Origin of the sequence: Bradyrhizobium sp. NBAIM14 (genome assembly GCF_020193895.1) — a bacterium.
GTDB lineage: Bacteria > Pseudomonadota > Alphaproteobacteria > Rhizobiales > Xanthobacteraceae > Bradyrhizobium > Bradyrhizobium yuanmingense.
The window spans coordinates 82,234-101,611 of record NZ_JADYVQ010000008.1; the positions used below are offsets into that span (position 1 = coordinate 82,234).

Sequence of the window (19,378 nt, forward strand, 5' to 3'; positions counted from 1 at the left end):
CATTTCGGCGGCAGGGCGCGCGTTTGCTGGGCACTATGCGGCGCCCCGGCTTTTGCCGGGCAGCTCGACATGCAAGACAGGGACCGCGTCGGCCGCGCGAGTCGGGAAGGACATCGGACGATCAGATGAAACAGCCTCTGAAGCATCGCACCCTGTCGGCTGCGATCGTCGACCAGCTCCGCCAGGCGATCCTCGACGGCACCTATCCGGCCGGATCGCAGCTGCGCCAGGACGCGCTGGGCGAAGCCTATGGCGTCAGCCGCATCCCGGTGCGCGAGGCGCTGTTCCAGCTCGAGGCGGAAGGCTTGGTGCGCATCGTGCCGCAGAAGGGCGCCATCGTCTCGGAGCTGTCGTTGGACGAGATCAACGACGTGTTCGACCTCCGCCGTATCCTGGAGCCGCGGCTGCTGGCGCAGTCGGCGCCGCGCTTCACCGCGCAGGATTTCGACGGGCTCGACGACATCCACCGGAGCTTCGAGAAGGCGATCAAGGCGCGCAACGTCAGTGAGTGGGGCCAGCTCAATGCCGACTTCCACATGGCGCTCTACGTCCGCGCCCCGCAGCCGCGCACGCGCGCGATCGTGCTGTCGCTGCTGCAGACCAGCGACCGCTACACGCGGCTACAACTCTCCAACACCAAGTCGATGGGCATTGCCGAGAAGGAGCACGCCCATCTGATCGCGCTCTGTCGTGCGCAGAAAGTAGAGGAGGCCTGCCGCTTCCTGGAGCGGCACATCGAGGCCGTGCGCAAAGACCTGCTGCAGGTGGTGGCGAACGCGCCGAAGTCGCGGCGGAAGGAGAAATCGTAGGGTGGGTTAGCTGAAGGCGTAACCCACCGCTGTTCGTCTCCGCTGCGACAGAAGACGTGGATTACGCCTTCGGCTAATCCACCCTACAGGCCGGCGATCGCTTCTACCTGCTTCCGTCCGGCCCCATCACGAGGTCCGGCAGCCAGGTCGAAATCCCCGGCACCAGGCACAGCAGCAGCACTGCAAGCATCATCAAGAGCACGAAGGGCAGCGTACCCCAGATCACCTCGCGCAGGGGAATATCGGGCGCGACGTTGCGGATGACGAAGATGTTGAGGCCGACCGGCGGATGAATCAGCCCCATCTCCATCACGATGGTCATGACGACGCCGAACCAGATGATGTCGAAATTGGCGGCGCGGAGCGGCGGCAGGATGATCGGTGCCGTCATCAGGATGATCGAGACCGGCGGCAGGAAGAAGCCGAGCACCACGACCATGACGAGGATCGCGAACAGCAGCTCCCAGCGCGGCAGATGCATCGCGACGATGGATTCGGCGACCGATTGCGAGATGTGCAGATAGCTCATCACGTAGGAATAGAGCAGCGACATGCCGATGACCATCATCAGCATGGTCGATTCCCGGATCGTCGACTTCATGATCGGCGCGAGGTCGCTCGGCCGCCATACGCTGTAAATTGCAGCGATCAGCGCCAGCGCGAGGAGGCCGCCGAGGCCCGCGGTCTCCGACGGCGTGGCGTAGCCGCCATAGAGCGCGACCATGACGCCGGTGAGCAGCAGCACGAAGGGGATCACGCGCGGCAGCACGCTGAAGCGTTCGGCGAGCGTGTACTCGTCACGATGCAAGATCGGAGCCTCCGGTTCGCCGTTCTTGTAAGCCACCTCGGCGGCGGCATATTCCTGGCGGAAGCGAACGACGGCATAGGCGCCGAATAGGAAGACCAACAGCAGGCCGGGACCGATGCCGGCGAGGAACAGGCGGCCGAGCGACTTCTCGGCGGCGACCGCGAACAGGATCATCGTGATCGAGGGCGGCAGCAGGATGCCGAGCGTGCCCCCCGCTGCGATGATGCCGGCGGCGAAGCCGCCGGAATAGCCGCGCTTGCGCATCTCGGGGATCCCGGCCGAGCCGATCGCCGAGCAAGTTGCCGGCGAAGACCCCGCCATCGCCGCGAACAGCGCGCAGGCGAACACGTTGGCAACGCCGAGGCCGCCGGGCACGCGGTGCAGCCAGGCATGCAGCGCCAGATAGAGATCCTGGCCGGCGCGGGACTTGCCGATCGCCGCGCCCTTCAGGATGAAGAGCGGGATCGACAACAGCGTGATCGAGGCCATCTCCTCGTAGACGTTCTGCGTCACCGTATCGAGCGAGGCCGAGGGCATGAAGATGGCCATGAACACCACCGCGACCGCGCCGAGCGCGAACGCAATGGGCATGCCCGAGAACATCACGAGCAGCGTCACGATGCCGTAGGCGACGCCGATACCGAAAACGCTCATGGCCGCTTGGCTCCGGCGAAAGGCAGCGCAAGCTGCACGAGGATCTGGATGCAGAGCAGGCTCATCCCCAGCGCCATCAGCGTGTAGGGAATGGCGAGCGGCGGCGACCACATCGAGTTCGAGACCTGGCCGTCGACATAGGCTTCGTGCGCCAGTGTCCACGACTTCCAGGTGAAGAAGGCGCAGAACAGGAACGTGGCGGCATCGACCAGCCAGAGCCGGACCCGGTTCGCGAATGGCGAGAGCAGGCCGACGAAGGCCTCGATGCCGATATGACCGCGGTTCTGCTGCACATAGGCCGCCGTCATGAAGGTCGCGCCGACCAGGAGGAATACGGCGGCCTCGTCCTGCCAGTAATTGGCCGCCTTGTATAAGGCGCGACTGAGCACGCTGTAGCTCAGGATTGCGCAGGCCGCGACCAGTGCGATCGCGGCGAACACGACGATGATGCTGTTGAGGACGGCGAGACCGCGATCGATCGCCGCCGCAGGGCCGGTCCCCGCGGCAACGCTCGTCCGGTCGTCACGATCCGGAAGCGGACCGTGGCTCATGCTGCGACGTCGATGGCGAGCTTGAGCAGGTTTGCGGCGGTCGCGGTCTTGGCGCTGTAGTCCTTCCACGCGGTGTCGCGGGCGATGTCGCGCCATTTTCCGACGGTGGCGGCGTCGAGCGCCGAGACCTTAGCCCCGGCCTTCTCATAGACCTTGGTGACCTCGACGTCGTCATCCTGCGCGCCCTTGCGGCCGAAGGCTTCGAGCTCGGTGCCGACCGCGAGCAGGATGTCCTGATGGTTCTTCGGCAGCTTGTCGAAGATCGCCTTCGACATCATCAGCGGCTCGAGCATGAACCAATAGGAGGCGCCCGCGCCCGAGGTCAGCGACTTCGCGACCTCTTCGAGGCGGAACGAGATCAGGCTCGTCGAGGAGGTGATGCCGGCATCGCAGGCGCCGGTCTGCATCGCCGCGTAGATCTCGTTCGACGGGACCGACAACACCGAGGCGCCGGCGGTCTGCAGCACCATGTCCATCTCGCGCGAGCCGCCGCGCACCTTGAGGCCCTTGGCGTCCTCCGGGGCGACGATCGGCTTGGAACGGCTAGCAACGCCGCCGGCCTGCCAGACCCAGGTGAGCAGGATGATGCCCTTGTCGGCCAGGAAGTCGGTCAGCGCCTTGCCGACGGGCTCCTTCTTCCAGCGCAGACCCTGGTCGTAGTTGGTCACGAGGCCCGGCATCAGGCCGATATTGGTCTCCGGCACTTCGCCGCCGGCATAGGGCATCGGATAGAGGCTGATGTCGAGCGCACCCTTGCGCATGGCGGAGAACTGCGCGTTGGTCTTGATCAGCGAGGAGTTCGGATAGATCTCGGCGGCAATGTCGCCATTGCTGCGCTTATTCACTTCGGCGGCGAACATGCGGCACAGCCGGTCGCGGAAATCGCCCTTGTCGATAGTGCCGCCTGGGAACTGATGCGAGATCTTCAGCGTGGTCGCGGCCTGCGCGGTGCCGGTGCCGAAGCGGAGAATGGCAGGTGCCGCGACGGCGGTCGCGAGCAGATGGCGGCGCGTGAACATGATGTAATCCCCTTGGGCGTTTCTTTGGGCGTTTCTCGGAGTGTTTTTGGCAGAGGTGATTTGAACTGGGTTCTTCGCGACCGCGGGGCCAATCCAAGCCGGTCTCCATCCGATGGTCTTTCATCTGATAGTTCGAGACAGAGTGCCGCGGCAAGTGCCGGTTGTGCTGCGCTGCAGCACATCCGATCCATGCGGGCTCGCCAATCAACGAGGGCGGCTGGCCGCAGAAATTTATCGATGGTCAGCGTAACAACGCCACACGGCTATCCGTCGAGACAGGATAGCGGCGTCCGTCGCTAACAAACAAATCACGAAGGAAGATGAACCATGACCATTCGCACCCGCATCGTGCTCGGCGTCTCGGCTGCCGCTCTCTCGCTAGGCCTCGCGTTTGCGCCGGCCGCCTTTGCTCAGGACAAGATGGGCAAGGATGATGGCATGATGAAAAAGGACACGATGTCCAAGGACGGCATGATGAAGAAGGACCACATGTCCAAGGACGACGGCATGAAGAAGGATCACATGTCGAAGGACGGCATGAAAAAGGACGACGGGATGATGAAGAAGAACTGATCCCGGGTCGTCATCGCGCAACGCCCCTTGGTCGGGCCGCGTCCTCTCGAATTCCGGCGGCATTTGAGGCCGCCGGAATGATGGCTCAGTTCAAGTTCAATTGAACGTGACCAGCGCGTTTTACTTGCGCTTAGCCTTGCGGGCGGCGTAGCGCGCATCGCGCTTGGCCTTCTGCTCGGCCTCGAGCGCAGCCTGCTTCTCGGCGGCTTCCTCGGCTTCCCGCGCGATCCGCGCAGCTTCGGCTGCCTTGGCCTCTTCCTCGAGGCGCTTCTGCTCAGCCTTTTCGGCCTCGCGCGCGGCCTTTGCCTCGGCGCGCTTGGCCGCGAGGGCCTCACGCTCGGCGCGCTTCGCCGCCACCGCGGGATCATCGGGCCCCGGCTGCGACTTGAACTTGTTCAAAAGATTTTTGCGGGCGTCCTGCGCCGCCTTTTGCCGGTCTGCAAAGCCGGGTTCCCTGAATCCACTCATCGACGAGCCTTGTCTTCCTCGCTTTCGATCCTACATCGGTGCCTGTTGGTAAGTCGGCTGGGCATAGCAGGCGCCACGCGACGCAGAAGCGTGTACATCGGCGCGCGTCGCGAAGCCACCCATAATCGCAGCCGATCAGGTCAACGAAAAATCGCCCCCCGACGATCTCTCGTAGCCCGAAAAAACTGCCGAATTGTGATGTCCCTCATAAGGGAGCACATGGGCGACGCCTAGCGTCCGCCCCGTACGAGACGGAGCACGGGCATGACAATCTCAAGACCAAGCCTGAAGGCGCTCGCGATTGCCGTCGCCCTGGCAGGCGTGACCGGCGCCGCGCTGCTGCTGGCTCGTCCGCAGCCGGTTGAAAGTGCGGTCCTGGGAGCGGATTGGGAATGCACCCAGACCGCATTCGTGCTCACGAGTTGCGCACCGCGCGTTCAGGAGGCAATTCCGGCGGTCGAAACCTTGCGCAAGGATGCAATCCAGCAGACCCGGGGCTGAATTGGGCCGGACGATCTGGATGTGACGCGACGCCGCAGAGGTGGTAAAGCCAGCGCGCCATCGTGACCAGGCGGCCATGTCGAAGCCAGAGTCCAGATCCGAACTGGGCGAGGAGCCCCATCCTCGACCGAACCGTCAGCCCAAGCCTCCGTCCGGCGGCGACCGCCGCGGCGCGCTGGCAGGATTGATCATCGCGGTCGTGATCCTCGGCGTCGGCTGGTGGCTTGCCCGGGATCTGACGGCAGCCAGCAAGATGCAGGATTGTCTGATGTCCGGGCGAAGCAATTGCAATGTGATCGAGCCGGCTCGCTAGGCGCGCTCTACAGCATGGCCATGGGGCCGAAAAAATGCCCTGATCTTAATCATTTGTAACGGGACTTAGCCGATCAAGCACGGCAGTGATTTCGGCCGGCATCAGCCCGGCGCGCGGCGATTCGCCGATCGCGCCCGGGATTCACGGCCATGAGAGCAGGGGGCGAGCACGCATGAGTGCGTCCAAACATCTGAAGATCTTCATTCCCTTGGTTTCGGCCACGTCGCTGCTCGCGCTGTCGGCGCAGGCGCAAGAGGCCAGGTCCCGGCAAGAGGTCGTCCAACCGCCGGCCGGGCCGGCAGCAGGCGCGCCGCCACAGGCCAATTCGCCCATGCGCAAGGGCCCTCCGCCGCAGCAAGCGACCAGGCCTGCGCAGCCCGGCGGTCAGCCCCATGCGGGTCACAACGCCGGGGGCCCGCCGCCCGGACGTCACGTCGCGCGCGGTCCTGCTCCCACACGTGATTGGGGTGGGCACACCTATCGCGGCAACCTTGCCTGGGAGGGTGGACGCTGGCGCCACGACGTCCGCCATGGCCGATCCGGCTGGTGGTGGGACGTTGGCGGCGTCTGGTATTATTATCCGCAGCGTATGGCCGGCCCGCCCGCCTACATTTCAGAGGACTATATCGACGACGTGCCGGTGGTCTACGCCCGGCCTCCGGTGGCCTATGCGCCGCCACCTCCGCCGCCGCCACCGCCGGCCGATCCCGGCGCCAGCGCGCTCGGCGGCGCGCTCGTCGGCGGCCTGCTGGGCGGACTGATCTCGGGCAATGCAACCGGGGCCGCCGCAGGCGCGGTTCTTGGCGGCGCGACGGGCGCGATTGCTGGCGCGACCGCAGCGTCCCAGCCCGGCTATTACTGGGCGCAGGGCACCTGCTACTACCGCTATCCGAACGGCCAATATGTGCAGGCCGATCCCCGCGCCTGCTATTGAGTTTTGCAGGCAGGATCGGACCATTGGAGGCGGGCTTCGGGCCCGCCTCATCCTTTTGCACGCCGGCGGTTGCTATGAATTGGCTCTGGTGCTCGTCGCCCCCTCACGTCAATTTCAAAGAAAAATGACGGGATGATTCGCGGGGGATGTGGTGCATGCTGGATGCCATCCAGATCAGCGTGGCGCTCTGGGCCATGATCGTTTGCGGCGGAATTAAACTCTCGCAGGCGTTGCCCTACCTGCTCTAAAACGGCGATCAGCTGGCAGGCCAATGCCTTGGTCGGTCAGGACACGAGCCAATCGAAGAATGCGATCGAGGCCCAGACCAGGCCCGCGATCCAGGCCACCATGACGACGCCGATGGTGCCGAGATAGGCGATGCCGAGCAGGTCCGCGCGATGTCGCTGCCTCGGGACGATGACTTCGGTTGCTGCTTTGCGTGTCATGACCGGACATCACCCATGAAGCCTGGACACGTAGTTTAGCGGAGATGTCGCGGACAGGCTGTGACGTGGTTCACAGACCGGTGCAGGAAGGCTGGTCGTTACCCCGCAATCATACGGACGAAATTGCCACGCACTCGTCCAGATGGCCGGCTAGAGTCTGCGCATGTACACCGAGTACGATCCGCAACATGAGGCCGAGGCCGCTATGAAGCGCGCCGCGGAGGCCGAGGGTGCCGACAGGCAACGGCTGATCCAGCTGGCCCTGGCATGGCACGAGCTCGCCCGCGATCTGCACGATGAGCAAGCCGGCCCCTCGCATCCAGCCGGGCGCAGGCCTTTGGCCCGAGAGCGCTGAGATGAGAAAAACCCCGTGCTCGGGGGACAAGCACGGGGTCCTTCAAAGCCGACCGGGGCTGGCGGGTCGGCACCACTCAGTTCGGTCATCCAACGCGCGGATCGCGCATTCGTTCCCGGTCAATCCGCAGCGCTGAAATCCGATCGCATTGCAGCGACCTTCCGCAGAAAGTCATCGTTAACGAATGCTCCGCGCAATCGAATTGCAGTCGCGATTCGTACTCGCGAACGAAGCGGAGTCGGACCGTGAACAAACAAAAAGCCCCCGCAGGGGCTCAGTGTTTTACGCAGCTTCGGTCTTCGGGACGGCGTCGGCATTCACCGACAGCTTGACCACGTCGCCCTCGACGGCGCCGACATATTTCGTGTCGATGTAGTGATGATGGTCCTTGTGACCTTCCGGGCTGTCCTTGCGCGTCAGCTTGATGCGGTTGCCCTCGAGACGATCGACGGTGCCGACATGTGCGCCGTCCTTGCCGATGATCTTCATGTGCTCTCTGATGTCAGCCATGCTGTCCTCCTTGCATGGCTTCAACTGCGAAGGCGCCGGTTCGTTGCAGCAGGCACGTTGGACCCGTTGGGATTTCCGGACGTTGACGCCTGATTGGATCTGTCAAGAAGCGCGATGGAGACCGTTCGGGCCTATCTGGAACGCAAGCACTGGGAACTCAGGCTGTTGAACGACGGCCTGAGAAACCCGCTCGATTTGGCGTCGCCGCGTTCCGTCGATGACGTCGTCAGGTCCAAATTCCAGATCACTGCCGCGCTCAGGGCGGAGCATGAATTACACGAGTGGAAGGCGACCGAGACCGCCTGGTCGCACACGGCCGATCCCGCCAGCGGGCCGTTCGAGTTCAGTTACGACTACCAGCGGGCCGATCTCACGGTACGCGGTCCGTCGTTCTACGAGCTCGACGGCGGCTGCACGAGCACGGCGATCTACACTGCCTCGGGGATGGCGGCGATCTCCGCGGTGCTGCTCGCCTCCGCGCGGATCGTCGCGAAGGCGGATATCCTGGTGCTGCCAGGCTGCTATGGCGAGACGCTGGAGCTGATCCGAAGCTTCATGCCGCATTTGCGGATCGAACCCTTGCCGCTGCCGCTCGGCGATGCGCTTGCACGGGTGAGCTCGCCGCGGATCCTGCTGCTGGATTCCTGCTCCGTCGCCGGCGCCATCGAGGCAGTGCTGCGCCGTGACGGCTCGGGCCTCGATCTCCTGATTTTCGATACGACGTGCTTCGCCGGCAGGTCGGGCCGCATCAGGCGCGTCGTGGGGTGGGCCAGGCGACACGGAATTGCGCTGGTGCTGGTGCGAAGCCACAACAAGCTCGATTCGCTCGGAGCGGAATATGGCCGCCTCGGCTCGGCCGTCTTCGTGCACGGGCATGAGCGTCCACCGCGGGCAGGGGACGCTGAATGGTCACGTCTCGCTTTCGAAACGCGCAACGCAGTGCGGCTGCTCGGCGGCGCGGCATTGCCGGCCCACTTCCCGCCCTTCGCGGGCAGCGCGGCGTATTGGGCGCTGACGAAGCGGCGCGTGGCGGCGATCTTGCGCAACGGCCGAAGCTCGGCGCGATGCTTTGCCGCCGAGATCCCGGCGCTCTCGGCTCAGCTTCGCTTCGCTCACGGCCTCTACGTGACTCTTCGCGGAAGGCGCGCGCTCGACGAGGCGGCAGCACGGCAGGCTGCCGAGGACATGAGCTGCGAATTGCGCCGCGCGGGCTTTCCCATCCGCCACGCCGGCAGCTTCGGCTTCGACTTCGCCGCGATCGAGTGGTTTCACGACGCGACGACGGACCAGTACAGCGTCCGGGTGGCTATTCCGGACCTGCCGACGGAGGTGTGGGACGATCTCACCGCGGCCATTGCGCGGTGGTGGCGGGGTCATCAGCGGGCAGGCTGTGGATAGACCGGAGGGCGGGCGCGTCGATCAGTCGACCGCCAGGCAATATTCGAGTCGCGGCTTGTCGTGACCGCGGCGCGCCCAGTCCTCAACTGCAAATGCAGGCTGACGTTGTCCCGTTGCGGCGCCAATGATCGAGGCCTGGACCACCTTGATGGGCCTCGTGACCGCATTGGTGCTCACCAAGCCCGCGTCGACCGCCAAATACGAGATCGCAACGACCGCGACCGCAGATGCGATCGCCATTCTCGTCAATTCGGATTGCTGCATTCCCAAACCTATCGGGCGCGTCTCACCCGGCGCTTAGATAGGGCTGATCGGCGCCGTTCAAAGGCCGGCATATGGTTACCCACGCGTTCGTGAACAGCGGCGGCGAGGCAACGAGCTGGCGATCCCGGCAGGACTCGAACCTGCAACCCGCGGAGTAGAAATCCGCTACTCTATCCAGTTGAGCTACGGGACCGTCTTGAGCCGGCCGTCTTGAGCCGCCCGGATTGGGCGGCTGGCCGTTCATGTAGCATGCCAATATGAAAAAACTGGTGTTTCGCCAAGTCTGAACCGAACCGTTTTCCTCAGTGCGGCGACAAAGCGGAACGGTGGGGTGTCAGGGTGCCGGGTTGAGCGGCAGCGGACTGGACGATGGATCACATCGCCGGGAACGCTGAACAGCTTCCGGGGCACGGCCGCCGGTCGACTGGTCAGGTAGTGCTGCGCCATCAGGACGGCGTGCGTGGCGATATCTTGGCCTCCTCTGGGCTTACCTCTGTCATGGCGAAAGCGACGCTTTGCACCTTCTGGTTCCATCGCCTTGAGTCCGTCACCTTTCCGCGCATTTCATTTGCCGCCGCGGCGTTCGTCCGCGCTTTCCGGGAGTCTTCAATGATCGGTCTCGTTCGCGCCGTCACAATCTGCGCCGCGCTAGCGCTCGGCCTTGTCACCGCGCAGGCCGCCGACAAGGCGTTCAAACGCGACGACCTCGCCGATTCCGCGATCAAGCTGGAGGCCCAGATCAAGAGCGAGGCGGGACCGATCGCCAAGACCAATGCGACGCTGAAGACGGACGCCGACGCCGCCTTCCGGCGCAATGATTACCGCACCGGCCTTTCGGTGCTCGGCCAGATCGCCGCGACCACGCCCGAGGATGCCGGCAATTGGCTGCGGCTCGCCAAGGTCATCTTCCAGATCTCGCCGAAGAGCTCGAGCGAGCAGACCTTCCTTTTGGAGCGCGCCTCGACGGCGGCCTATATCGCTTACATGCGCGCCGGCAATCCGGGCGAGGAGGCCGACGCGCTCGCCGTGCTCGGCAAGGCGCTGGCCGACCGCAAGCTGTGGCGGCCGGCACTGGATGCGCTGCGGCTGTCGCTCGACATGCGCGAGGTCGCCGAGGTCCGCGGCCAATATGAGAAGATGCGCGACGAGCACGGCTTCCGGCTGCTCGACTATACCGTCGACTCGGACTCGGCGAGCCCGCGCGCCTGCTTCCAGTTCTCCGAGGAGCTCGCCAAGCGCACCGACTTCGCGCCGTTCCTGGCGCTTGCAGGCCAGGACAAGCCGGCGCTGTCGGCCGAAGGCAAGCAGCTCTGCGTCGACGGGCTGAAGCACGGCGAGCGCTACAACATCAACCTGCGCGCCGGCTTGCCGTCGTCCGTGAAGGAGGGGCTGCCGAAATCGGCCGAGTTCAACATCTATGTGCGCGACCGCAAGCCGTTCGTGCGCTTCACCAGCCGCGCCTATGTGCTGCCGCGGACCGGCCAGCGCGGCATTCCCGTCGTCAGCGTCAACACGCCCTCAGTCAGCATCAACGTGTTCCGGATCGGAGACCGCAACCTGATCAACACGGTCGTGGACAGCGATTTTCAGAGGACGCTGTCGAAGTACCAGCTCAGCGAGCTCGGCGACGAGCGCGGCGTCAAGGTGTGGACCGGCGAGCTTGCGACTGCGACGACGCTGAACCAGGACGTCACCACGGCCTTCCCGGTCGACCAGGCACTCGGCGAGCTCCAGCCCGGTGTCTACGTCATGACGGCCGCGGCGAGGGCCTCGGACGAGGACTACCAGCTCGCCACGCAATGGTTCATCGTCTCCGACCTCGGCATCGCCGCTTATTCCGGCAATGACGGCATTCATGTCTTCGTCAACTCGCTGGCGTCGACCGACCCGGTCGGCAAGGCCGAGGTGCGCCTGGTCGCGCGCAACAACGAGATCCTGGCGACTCGCAAGACCGACGATGCCGGTCACGTGCTGTTCGAGGCCGGCCTTGCGCGCGGCGAGGGCGGATTGTCGCCGGCGATGCTCACGGTGACCGGCGAGAAGGCCGATTATGCCTTCCTGAGCTTGAAGACGTCGGCCTTCGACCTGTCCGACCGCGGCGTTTCGGGGCGCGCGGTGCCCGCCGGCGCCGATGCCTTCGTCTACGCCGAGCGTGGCGTCTACCGCTCCAGCGAGACCGTCTTCCTCACCGCGCTGCTCCGCGACGGGCAGGGCAATGCCGTCACCGGCGGGCCGATGACGCTGGTGGTCGAGCGCCCCGACGGCGTCGAATATCGCCGTGCCGTGCTGGCCGATCAGGGCGCCGGCGGCCGCACGCTGTCCGTGCCGCTCAACTCGGCCGTACCGACCGGCACCTGGCGGGTGCGCGCCTTCACCGATCCGAAGGGAGCTTCGGTCGGCGAGACCACCTTCATGGTCGAGGATTACGTCCCCGATCGGATCGAATTCGACTTGTCCGCCAAGGACAAGCTGATCAAAGCTAACGCTCCAGTGGAGCTTAAGGCCGACGGTCATTTCCTCTATGGCGCACCGGCCTCGGGCCTGCAGCTCGAAGGCGACATGCTGATCGCGCCCGCGGCCGAGCGGCCCGGCTTTGCCGGCTACAAATTCGGCGTCGACGACGAGGAGAGCACCTCGAACGAGCGCACGCCGCTGGAGAACCTGCCCGAGGCCGACGCCCATGGCGTTGCGACCTTCCCGGTGACGCTGGACAAGCAGCCGGCCTCGACGCGCCCGCAGGAGGCGCAGATCTTCGTCCGCATGGTCGAGACCGGCGGCCGCGCCGTCGAGCGCATGATCGTGCTGCCGGTCGCGCCGGCAACGGCGCAGATCGGCATCAAGCCGCTGTTCGGCGACAAGAACGTCACGGAGGGCGACAAGGCCGAGTTCGACGTCGTGTTCGTCTCGCCGGAGGGCGAGAAGCTGCGCCGCGACGGCCTGCGCTATGAGCTCCTGAAGATCGAGTCGCGCTACCAGTGGTACCGCCAGAACAATTACTGGGAGTACGAGCCGGTCAAGTCGACCTCGCGCGTCGCCGACGGCGACGTCACTGTTACGGTCGACAAGCCGACGCGGCTCTCGCTCACGCCGGAGCCCGGCCGCTACCGGCTCGACGTCAAGTCGAACGAGGCCGACGGCCCGGTGACCTCGGTGCAGTTCGACGTCGGCTGGTACTCCGACGGCAGCGCTGACACGCCGGACCTGCTGGAGACCTCGATCGACAAGCCGCAATACGCCTCAGGCGACACCATGACGGTGTCCGTCAACGTCCGCAGCGCCGGCAAGCTCACCATCAACGTGCTCGGCGAGCGGCTGCTGACGACGCAGACCATCGATGTCAAGGAAGGCACCGCGCAGGTCAAGCTCCCGATCGGCAAGGATTGGGGCACCGGCGCCTATGTGGTGGCGACGCTGCGCCGTCCGCTCGATGCCGCCGCCCAGCGCATGCCTGGCCGTGCGATCGGGCTGAAATGGTTCGGCATCGACAAGCAGGCTCGCACCTTGCAGGTCAAGCTGTCGCCGCCTTCGCTGATCCGGCCGAATTCGACGCTGAAGATCCCCGTCAAGCTCGATGGACTCAATCCGGGCGAGGACGCCAAGGTCGTCATCGCCGCGGTCGACGTCGGCATCCTCAATCTCACCAATTACAAGCCGCCGGCGCCGGACGATTACTATCTCGGCCAGCGTCGCCTCAGCGCCGAGATCCGCGACCTCTACGGGCAGCTGATCGACGGCATGTCCGGCACGCGCGGCCAGATCAAGTCCGGCGGCGACGCCGGTGGCGAGCTCCAGGGCTCGCCGCCCACGCAGAAGCCGCTCGCGCTCTATTCCGGCATCGTCACGGTCGCCGCCGACGGCTCGGCCGAAGTGAGCTTCGATGTTCCGGAATTCGCCGGCACCGCGCGCGTGATGGCGGTGGCGTGGACCGCGACCAAGCTCGGCCGCGCCAACACCGACGTCGTGATCCGCGATCCCGTCGTGCTCACGGCGACGCTGCCGCGCTTCCTGCTCAATGGCGACCGCGGCTCGGTCAATCTCGAGATCGACAATGTGGAGGGCCAGGCCGGCGACTACGTCATCAACGTGAAGGCGGGCGGCCCGGTGAAGATGACCGGCAATCCCGCAACCACGGTGAAGCTCGCCGCCAAGCAGCGAAATTCGGTCTCGCTCGCGCTCGATGCGACCGCGGCGGGGCAGGCGACGCTCGACGTCGACATCAAGGGCCCGAATGGCCTCGCGCTGGTGCGTCACTATGCGTTCGACGTCAAGCCGGCGACGCAGGTGCTGGCGCGGCGCTCGATCCGGACGCTGGCGAAGGGCGAGAGCCTGACGCTGACCTCGGACATGTTCTCCGATCTCGTGCCGGGCACCGGCGCTGTCTCAGTTTCGGCCAGCCTGTCGACCGCGCTCGACGCGGCAACGATCCTGAAGGCGCTCGACCGCTATCCCCATGGCTGCTCGGAGCAGATCACGAGCCGGGCGATGCCGCTGCTCTATGTCAACGAGCTCGCGGCCGGCGCGCATCTTGCCATGGACACCGAGGTCGACCAGCGCATCCGCGACGCCATCGAGCGGCTGCTGGCGCGCCAGGGCTCGAACGGCTCGTTCGGCCTGTGGCTGGCCGGCGGCGACGATGCCTGGCTCGATGCCTACGTGACGGACTTCCTCACCCGCGCCCGCGAGAAGGGCTTTGCGGTGCCGGACGTGCTGTTCAAGAACGCGCTGGACCGTATCCGCAACTCCGTCGTCAATGCCAACGAGCCGGAGAAGGACGGCGGCCGCGATCTCGCCTACGGCCTTTATGTGCTCGCCCGCAATGGCGCAGCCCCGATCGGCGATCTCCGCTATCTCGCCGACACCAAGCTCGCCAACCTCGCGACACCCATCGCGAAATCGCAGCTTGCCGCGGCGCTGGCCCTGGTCGGCGACCGCAACCGCGCCGAACGGGTCTATGGCGCGGCGCTCGACAGCCTTGCGCCGAAGCCCGCGCTGGAATTCGGCCGCACCGACTACGGCTCGCAGCTGCGCGATGCCGCAGCATTGGTGTCGCTCGCCAGTGAAGGCAATGCGCCGAGGGCGACGCTGACGCAGGCGGTGTCGCGGGTCGAGACCGCCCGTGGGCTGACGCCCTACACCTCCACGCAGGAGAATGCGTGGCTGGTGCTGGCGGCACGGGCGCTCGCCAAGGAGAACCTCTCGATCGAGGTCGATGGGCAGCCGGTCAAGACTGCGCTGTACCGCAGTTACAAGGCGGACACGCTGGGCGGCAAGCCGCTGAAGATCACCAACACCGGCGAGGCGCCGGTGCAGGCGGTCGTCTCGGTGTCGGGCTCGCCGGTCACGCCGGAGCCGGCGGCGTCCAACGGCTTCAAGATCGAGCGCGGCTACTATACGCTCGACGGCAAGCCCGCGGACATCAGCAAGGTCAAGCAGAACCAGCGCTTTGCGGTGGTGCTGAAGATCACCGAGGCCAAGCCCGAGTACGGCCACATCATGGTGTCCGACTATCTGCCGGCGGGCCTGGAGATCGACAATCCGAACCTGGTGTCGTCCGGCGACAGCGGCACGCTGGACTGGATCGAGGACGGCGAGGAGCCGGAACATACCGAATTCCGCGACGACCGCTTCACCGCGGCCGTCGACCGGGCCTCGGATTCCAAGTCGGTCTTCACGCTCGCCTATGTCGTGCGCGCGGTCTCGCCCGGCAAATACGTGCTGCCGCAGGCCTATGTCGAGGACATGTACAATCCCTCGCGCTATGGCCGGACCGGCACGGGCAGTGTCGAGGTGCGGGCGGCGAAGTGAGTGAGATGAGCGAGGTCGAGCCACATACACGGGCATCCACGGCCGCGCCGGCGGTGGGTGTTGGCGTGGATGGCCGGGTCAAGCCCGGCCATGACGGGCGGAGGGGGCGGATCGCCTTTCGCCTTCTCTCCGCAGCCGCGCTCACCTTTATCCTCGCCATCATCGGCTTCGTTGGCTGGGTCTACTCGCTCGGCCCGCTCCCGCTCGACGAAGCCCGCCAGGTCTCAACCACCATCATCGATCGCAACGGCAAGCTGCTGCGCGCCTATGCGATGGCGGATGGGCGCTGGCGGTTGCCGGTCGATGCCAGGACCAACGTCGATCCGACCTACCTGAAACTGCTGTTCGCCTATGAGGACCAGCGCTTCTACGCCCATGGCGGCATCGATCCGCTCGCCCTGGGACGCGCCGCCTTGCAGCTCGGAACGCGCGGCCACATCGTCTCGGGCGGCTCGACCATCACGATGCAGCTGGCCCGTCTGATGGAGCCGCGGCGGCAGCGCTCGCTTTACGCAAAATTGCGGCAGATCGTGCGTGCCATCGAGATCGAACGCAGCATGAGCAAGGAGCAGATCCTCGATCTCTATCTGGCGCTGGCGCCCTATGGCGGCAATCTCGAAGGCATCCGCGCGGCGTCGATCTCCTATCTCGGCAAGGAGCCGAAGCGGCTGTCGCTGGCGGAGGCCGCGTTGCTGGTCGCGCTGCCGCAATCGCCGGAGACACGCCGGCTCGACCGGTTTCCGGAGGCTGCGCGCAAGGCGCGCGACCGCGTGCTCGACCGCATGGTCGAGGAGCACGTGGTCAGCGCCGACGACGCCAATCAGGCCAAAGCGATGCCGGTGCCGAAACTGCGCAGGCCGATGCCGATCCTGGCGCCGCATGCCTCCGACGCCGCGCAGTCGACGGTCAAGGACGCGCCGATCATCAAGCTGACGCTCGATGCGACCTTGCAGAAGGTGCTGGAGCCGCTGGCGCGCGACCGCGCAATTGCGCTGGGTCCGAACATCTCGGTCGGAATCGTCGTGGTCGACAATGAGAGCGGCGACGTGCTCGCGCGTGTCGGCTCGGCCGATTATTTCGACGAGAGCCGGGCGGGGCAGGTCGATATGACCCGCGCCATCCGCTCACCCGGCTCGACGCTCAAGCCCTTCATCTACGGGCTCGCCTTCGAGGACGGCTTTGTCCATCCCGACAGCTTGATCGACGACCGCCCGGTCCGCTTCGGCTCCTATGCGCCGGAAAATTTCGACATGACTTTCCAGGGCACGGTCCCGGTGAGGAAGGCTCTGCAACTGTCGCTGAACGTGCCGGCCATCGTGCTGCTCGACCGCGTCGGCTCGAGCCGGCTGACCTCGCGGCTGCGGCAGGCCGGCGGCAACCTCGTCCTGCCCAAGGACGAAGCGCCCGGCCTCGCCATGGGGCTCGGCGGCGTCGGCGTGACGCTGCAGGATCTGGCCCAGCTCTATGCCGGCTTTGCCCGCCTTGGGACCACCAAGCCGTTGCGCGAGATCGTCACGGCCAAGGACGAGCGGGAGCCGCTGCGGCTGCTGGATCAGGTCGCAGCCTGGCAGGTCGGCAACGTCCTGCTCGGCACGCCCCCGCCGGAGAACGCCGCCCACAACCGCATCGCCTTCAAGACCGGCACCTCCTACGGCTATCGCGACGCCTGGTCGGTCGGCTTCGACGGTCGCATGACCATCGGCGTCTGGGTTGGCCGTCCGGACGGAGCGCCGGTTCCCGGCCTGATCGGACGCGTCGCCGCCGCGCCCATCCTGTTCGATGCCTTCGCCCGCAGCGGCAAGACGCTGGCCGCCTTGCCGAAGCCGCCCAAGGGAACCCTGGTCGCAAGCAACGCGAAGCTGCCGCTGCCCTTGAAGCGGTTCCGTCCGGTCGGCGAACTGGTGCGAAGCGGGGGCGAGCAGCCGCTGCATATCCAATTTCCGCTGAACGGCTCGCGGATCGACGTCGATCGATCGGGTGGCCGGGAGAGCGCGGCTATGCCGGTCAAGGTCGCCGGCGGCGTGCTGCCCATGACCGTCATGGTTAACGGCACCGCGCTCGGCGAGATCGACGGCCGCCGTCATCGGTTGATCGATCCGCCCGGCCCGGGCTTTGCACGGCTCACCGTGATCGACGCCACGGGCGCCGCGGACACAGTCGTCATTCGAATTCAATGACCCTGCCTTAAGCGGTTGTGGCCATGGCGGTTTCAGCGTAAGCGGAACCAATGGCCGACACCTACCCCAGCCCCCGTTTTGGTGCCCCCCGCGAGTCGAAATCGCCCACAAATCCGGGCAGCGGGCTCGTGCGCATGCTCGACATCGTCACGGCCAGCCACCCGCGCGCGGTCGGCTTCCTGGTGCTGTGTGCGCTGCTGCTGTTCCTGCCGGGCTTCTTCACCATCCCGCCGATCGACCGCGACGAGGCACGGTTTGCCCAGGCCACCAAGCAGATGGTCGAGAGCGGCGATTATGTCGACATCCGCTTTCAGGAGGACGTCCGCTACAAGAAGCCGGTCGGCATCTACTGGTTGCAATCGGCGACCGTCGAAGCCGCCTCGATGCTCAAGCTGCCGAAGGCCGAATTGCGCATCTGGGTCTACCGGCTGCCGTCACTGATGGGCGCGATCGGCGCCGTGCTGATGACGTATTGGGCCGCGCTCGGCTTCGTCACGCGGCGCGCCGCGGTTCTGGCTGCGCTGATGATGTGCGCCTCGGTGCTGCTCGGCGTCGAGGCGCGCCTGGCCAAGACCGACGCCGTGCTGCTGCTCTGCGTGGTTGCCGCGATGGGCGCGATGGCGCGGGCCTATCTGTCCTGGCAGCGCGCCGAGGACGAGACGCATCCGCCCTGGAGCTGGCCCGCGATCTTCTGGACCGCGCTTGCTGCGGGCATCCTGATCAAGGGGCCGCTGATCCTGATGTTCGCAGGCCTGACCATCGTCGCGCTCGCGATCCAGGACCGCGACGCCTCCTGGCTGTGGAAGCTGCGGCCTGTCTGGGGCCTGATGTGGATGCTGGTGCTGGTGCTGCCCTGGTTCGTCGCGATCTTCTGGCGCGCGGGCGAGACCTTCTTCACCACCTCCGTCGGCGGCGACATGCTGAGCAAGCTTGGCGCCCAGGAATCCCACGGCGCACCGCCCGGACTTTACCTGGCGCTGTTCTGGATCACGTTCTGGCCAGGTGCGCCGCTGGCGGCGATGGCGGCGCCCGCGGTGTGGCGGGCCCGCCGCGAGCCCGGTGCGCAGTTCCTGCTGGCCTGGCTGATCCCGTCCTGGATCGTGTTCGAGGCGGTGCTGACCAAGCTGCCGCATTACGTGCTGCCGCTGTATCCCGCGATCGCGATCCTCACCGCCGGCGCGGTGGAGCGGCGCGTGCTGTCGCGCTCCTGGCTGATGCGCGGCTCGGCCTGGTGGTTCGCGATCCCCGCAGCCGCCTCCATCATCGCGGTGGTCGGCTCGGTGATACTGACGCGGCAGCCCGCTTTCGTAGCTTGGCCGTTCATCGCGGCCGCGCTGATCTTCGGTCTGTTCGCCTGGTGGCTGTTCGATACCAACCGCGCCGAGCGCTCGTTTCTCAACGCCCTGGTCGCAGGCCTGATGCTCGCTGTGACGATTTACGGCATCGTGCTGCCGTCGCTGACCCCGCTGTTTCCCAGCATCGAGATCGCGCGCGCGCTTCGCAACGTCACCTGCGTCGGACCGAAGGCGGCTGCGGCCGGTTATCACGAGCCGAGCCTCGTCTTCCTGGCGGGCACCCGGACCTTGCTCACCGACGGCTCCGGTGCGGCGGACTTCCTGCGGCAGGGCAGCTGCCGCTTCGCGCTGATCGAGCAGCGCTCGGAGCGCAGCTTCGTGCAGCGTGCCGAGGCGATCGGGCTGCGCTACAAGGTCGGCGCGCGCATCGACGGCTATAACTTCTCGCAAGGGCGCGCGATCTCGATCTCGATCTTCCGATCGGAAGGTACCGAATAG

The 19,378-nt window shown here is 66.0% G+C and carries 17 protein-coding genes and 1 tRNA gene; 11 read left to right on the forward strand and 7 right to left on the reverse strand.

Annotation, left to right across the window (positions count from 1 at the left end; all coding sequences use genetic code 11):
* Nucleotides 1–125: 125 nt before the first annotated feature.
* Nucleotides 126–809, forward strand: coding sequence for a GntR family transcriptional regulator (locus I6F28_RS20575; RefSeq protein WP_225140747.1), 684 nt, complete (start codon nucleotides 126–128; stop codon nucleotides 807–809).
* 103 nt (nucleotides 810–912) lie between these two features.
* Here the strand turns inward: I6F28_RS20575 and I6F28_RS20580 are convergent, their stop codons facing one another.
* Genes I6F28_RS20580 through I6F28_RS20590 form a run of 3 tightly spaced genes read right to left on the reverse strand, consistent with a single transcriptional unit; the run spans nucleotide 913 to nucleotide 3,841 of the window.
* Nucleotides 913–2,271, reverse strand: a complete 1,359-nt coding sequence (locus I6F28_RS20580; RefSeq protein WP_225140749.1) for a TRAP transporter large permease — start codon at nucleotides 2,269–2,271, stop codon at nucleotides 913–915.
* Nucleotides 2,268–2,822 carry a TRAP transporter small permease gene (locus I6F28_RS20585; protein WP_057029145.1) on the reverse strand — a complete coding sequence of 185 codons (555 nt, stop codon included), beginning with the start codon at nucleotides 2,820–2,822 and terminating at the stop codon, nucleotides 2,268–2,270. The genes I6F28_RS20580 and I6F28_RS20585 overlap by 4 nt, the downstream gene beginning before the upstream one ends.
* Nucleotides 2,819–3,841 carry a TRAP transporter substrate-binding protein gene (locus I6F28_RS20590; RefSeq protein ID WP_225140751.1) on the reverse strand — a complete coding sequence of 341 codons (1,023 nt, stop codon included), beginning with the start codon at nucleotides 3,839–3,841 and terminating at the stop codon, nucleotides 2,819–2,821. The genes I6F28_RS20585 and I6F28_RS20590 overlap by 4 nt, the downstream gene beginning before the upstream one ends.
* 327 nt (nucleotides 3,842–4,168) lie before the next feature.
* Between I6F28_RS20590 and I6F28_RS20595 the strand changes: the two genes are divergently transcribed.
* Nucleotides 4,169–4,414 (forward strand): pentapeptide MXKDX repeat protein, encoded by a 246-nt coding sequence (locus tag I6F28_RS20595; protein WP_035999609.1) that lies wholly within the window; start codon nucleotides 4,169–4,171, stop codon nucleotides 4,412–4,414.
* Nucleotides 4,415–4,534: 120 nt separating this feature from the next.
* Here the strand turns inward: I6F28_RS20595 and I6F28_RS20600 are convergent, their stop codons facing one another.
* Nucleotides 4,535–4,882 carry a DUF6481 family protein gene (locus I6F28_RS20600; protein ID WP_036027966.1) on the reverse strand — a complete coding sequence of 116 codons (348 nt, stop codon included), beginning with the start codon at nucleotides 4,880–4,882 and terminating at the stop codon, nucleotides 4,535–4,537.
* A 264-nt stretch (nucleotides 4,883–5,146) separates the two neighbouring features.
* On the opposite strand from I6F28_RS20600, the gene I6F28_RS20605 reads away from it, so the two are divergent.
* The 3 genes from I6F28_RS20605 (at nucleotide 5,147) to I6F28_RS20615 (ending at nucleotide 6,630) form a co-directional block, all read left to right on the forward strand.
* Entirely contained in the window at nucleotides 5,147–5,383 is a 237-nt protein-coding gene (locus I6F28_RS20605; protein WP_225140754.1) for a hypothetical protein, read from the forward strand.
* Between the two features lie 76 nt (nucleotides 5,384–5,459).
* Nucleotides 5,460–5,696 (forward strand): hypothetical protein, encoded by a 237-nt coding sequence (locus I6F28_RS20610; RefSeq protein ID WP_225112820.1) that lies wholly within the window; start codon nucleotides 5,460–5,462, stop codon nucleotides 5,694–5,696.
* Between the two features lie 172 nt (nucleotides 5,697–5,868).
* On the forward strand, nucleotides 5,869–6,630 hold the full coding sequence (locus tag I6F28_RS20615; protein WP_225140756.1) for a hypothetical protein: 762 nt from the start codon (nucleotides 5,869–5,871) through the stop codon (nucleotides 6,628–6,630).
* Between the two features lie 284 nt (nucleotides 6,631–6,914).
* On the opposite strand, the gene I6F28_RS20620 is transcribed toward I6F28_RS20615, so the two are convergent.
* On the reverse strand, nucleotides 6,915–7,076 hold the full coding sequence (locus I6F28_RS20620) for a hypothetical protein (RefSeq protein WP_035999590.1): 162 nt from the start codon (nucleotides 7,074–7,076) through the stop codon (nucleotides 6,915–6,917).
* 163 nt (nucleotides 7,077–7,239) lie between these two features.
* On the opposite strand from I6F28_RS20620, the gene I6F28_RS20625 reads away from it, so the two are divergent.
* Nucleotides 7,240–7,431, forward strand: coding sequence for a hypothetical protein (locus I6F28_RS20625; protein ID WP_074447952.1), 192 nt, complete (start codon nucleotides 7,240–7,242; stop codon nucleotides 7,429–7,431).
* Nucleotides 7,432–7,713: 282 nt separating this feature from the next.
* Here the strand turns inward: I6F28_RS20625 and I6F28_RS20630 are convergent, their stop codons facing one another.
* Nucleotides 7,714–7,941, reverse strand: a complete 228-nt coding sequence (locus I6F28_RS20630; protein WP_025036201.1) for a DUF2171 domain-containing protein — start codon at nucleotides 7,939–7,941, stop codon at nucleotides 7,714–7,716.
* A 114-nt stretch (nucleotides 7,942–8,055) separates the two neighbouring features.
* Here I6F28_RS20630 and I6F28_RS20635 point away from each other — a divergent pair, with 114 nt between their 5' ends.
* Together I6F28_RS20635 and I6F28_RS20640 are read left to right on the forward strand one after the other, a co-directional pair.
* On the forward strand, nucleotides 8,056–9,339 hold the full coding sequence (locus tag I6F28_RS20635) for a hypothetical protein (protein WP_225140758.1): 1,284 nt from the start codon (nucleotides 8,056–8,058) through the stop codon (nucleotides 9,337–9,339).
* Nucleotides 9,340–9,463: 124 nt separating this feature from the next.
* Complete coding sequence (locus I6F28_RS20640; RefSeq protein WP_225136774.1) at nucleotides 9,464–9,640, forward strand: hypothetical protein; 177 nt, start codon at nucleotides 9,464–9,466, stop codon at nucleotides 9,638–9,640.
* Nucleotides 9,641–9,719: 79 nt separating this feature from the next.
* Here the strand turns inward: I6F28_RS20640 and I6F28_RS20645 are convergent.
* A tRNA-Arg gene (locus I6F28_RS20645) sits at nucleotides 9,720–9,796 on the reverse strand.
* Between the two features lie 416 nt (nucleotides 9,797–10,212).
* Between I6F28_RS20645 and I6F28_RS20650 the strand changes: the two genes are divergently transcribed.
* The 3 genes from I6F28_RS20650 to I6F28_RS20660 all read left to right on the forward strand — a co-directional run bounded on the left by I6F28_RS20650 (nucleotide 10,213) and on the right by I6F28_RS20660 (nucleotide 19,378).
* Nucleotides 10,213–15,408 (forward strand): alpha-2-macroglobulin family protein, encoded by a 5,196-nt coding sequence (locus tag I6F28_RS20650; RefSeq protein ID WP_225140769.1) that lies wholly within the window; start codon nucleotides 10,213–10,215, stop codon nucleotides 15,406–15,408.
* A gap of 65 nt (nucleotides 15,409–15,473) precedes the next feature.
* Nucleotides 15,474–17,585: a penicillin-binding protein 1C gene (gene pbpC, locus I6F28_RS20655; RefSeq protein ID WP_524536111.1), complete on the forward strand. Its 2,112-nt coding sequence runs from the start codon at nucleotides 15,474–15,476 to the stop codon at nucleotides 17,583–17,585.
* A 50-nt stretch (nucleotides 17,586–17,635) separates the two neighbouring features.
* Nucleotides 17,636–19,378, forward strand: coding sequence for an ArnT family glycosyltransferase (locus I6F28_RS20660; RefSeq protein WP_225140773.1), 1,743 nt, complete (start codon nucleotides 17,636–17,638; stop codon nucleotides 19,376–19,378).

What these genes read in the sequence shown, in the direction of transcription:
- I6F28_RS20625 (WP_074447952.1), top strand. Translation starts at nt 7,240, where the DNA reads ATGTACACCGAGTACGATCCGCAACATGAGGCCGAGGCCGCTATGAAG.
- I6F28_RS20605 (WP_225140754.1), top strand. Translation starts at nt 5,147, where the DNA reads ATGACAATCTCAAGACCAAGCCTGAAGGCGCTCGCGATTGCCGTCGCC.
- I6F28_RS20595 (WP_035999609.1), top strand. Translation starts at nt 4,169, where the DNA reads ATGACCATTCGCACCCGCATCGTGCTCGGCGTCTCGGCTGCCGCTCTC.
- I6F28_RS20615 (WP_225140756.1), top strand. Translation starts at nt 5,869, where the DNA reads ATGAGTGCGTCCAAACATCTGAAGATCTTCATTCCCTTGGTTTCGGCC.
- I6F28_RS20610 (WP_225112820.1), top strand. Translation starts at nt 5,460, where the DNA reads ATGTCGAAGCCAGAGTCCAGATCCGAACTGGGCGAGGAGCCCCATCCT.
- I6F28_RS20600 (WP_036027966.1), bottom strand. Translation starts at nt 4,882, where the DNA reads ATGAGTGGATTCAGGGAACCCGGCTTTGCAGACCGGCAAAAGGCGGCG.
- I6F28_RS20660 (WP_225140773.1), top strand. Translation starts at nt 17,636, where the DNA reads ATGGCCGACACCTACCCCAGCCCCCGTTTTGGTGCCCCCCGCGAGTCG.
- I6F28_RS20630 (WP_025036201.1), bottom strand. Translation starts at nt 7,941, where the DNA reads ATGGCTGACATCAGAGAGCACATGAAGATCATCGGCAAGGACGGCGCA.
- I6F28_RS20635 (WP_225140758.1), top strand. Translation starts at nt 8,056, where the DNA reads ATGGAGACCGTTCGGGCCTATCTGGAACGCAAGCACTGGGAACTCAGG.
- I6F28_RS20620 (WP_035999590.1), bottom strand. Translation starts at nt 7,076, where the DNA reads ATGACACGCAAAGCAGCAACCGAAGTCATCGTCCCGAGGCAGCGACAT.
- I6F28_RS20650 (WP_225140769.1), top strand. Translation starts at nt 10,213, where the DNA reads ATGATCGGTCTCGTTCGCGCCGTCACAATCTGCGCCGCGCTAGCGCTC.
- I6F28_RS20580 (WP_225140749.1), bottom strand. Translation starts at nt 2,271, where the DNA reads ATGAGCGTTTTCGGTATCGGCGTCGCCTACGGCATCGTGACGCTGCTC.
- I6F28_RS20640 (WP_225136774.1), top strand. Translation starts at nt 9,464, where the DNA reads ATGATCGAGGCCTGGACCACCTTGATGGGCCTCGTGACCGCATTGGTG.
- I6F28_RS20585 (WP_057029145.1), bottom strand. Translation starts at nt 2,822, where the DNA reads ATGAGCCACGGTCCGCTTCCGGATCGTGACGACCGGACGAGCGTTGCC.
- I6F28_RS20575 (WP_225140747.1), top strand. Translation starts at nt 126, where the DNA reads ATGAAACAGCCTCTGAAGCATCGCACCCTGTCGGCTGCGATCGTCGAC.
- I6F28_RS20590 (WP_225140751.1), bottom strand. Translation starts at nt 3,841, where the DNA reads ATGTTCACGCGCCGCCATCTGCTCGCGACCGCCGTCGCGGCACCTGCC.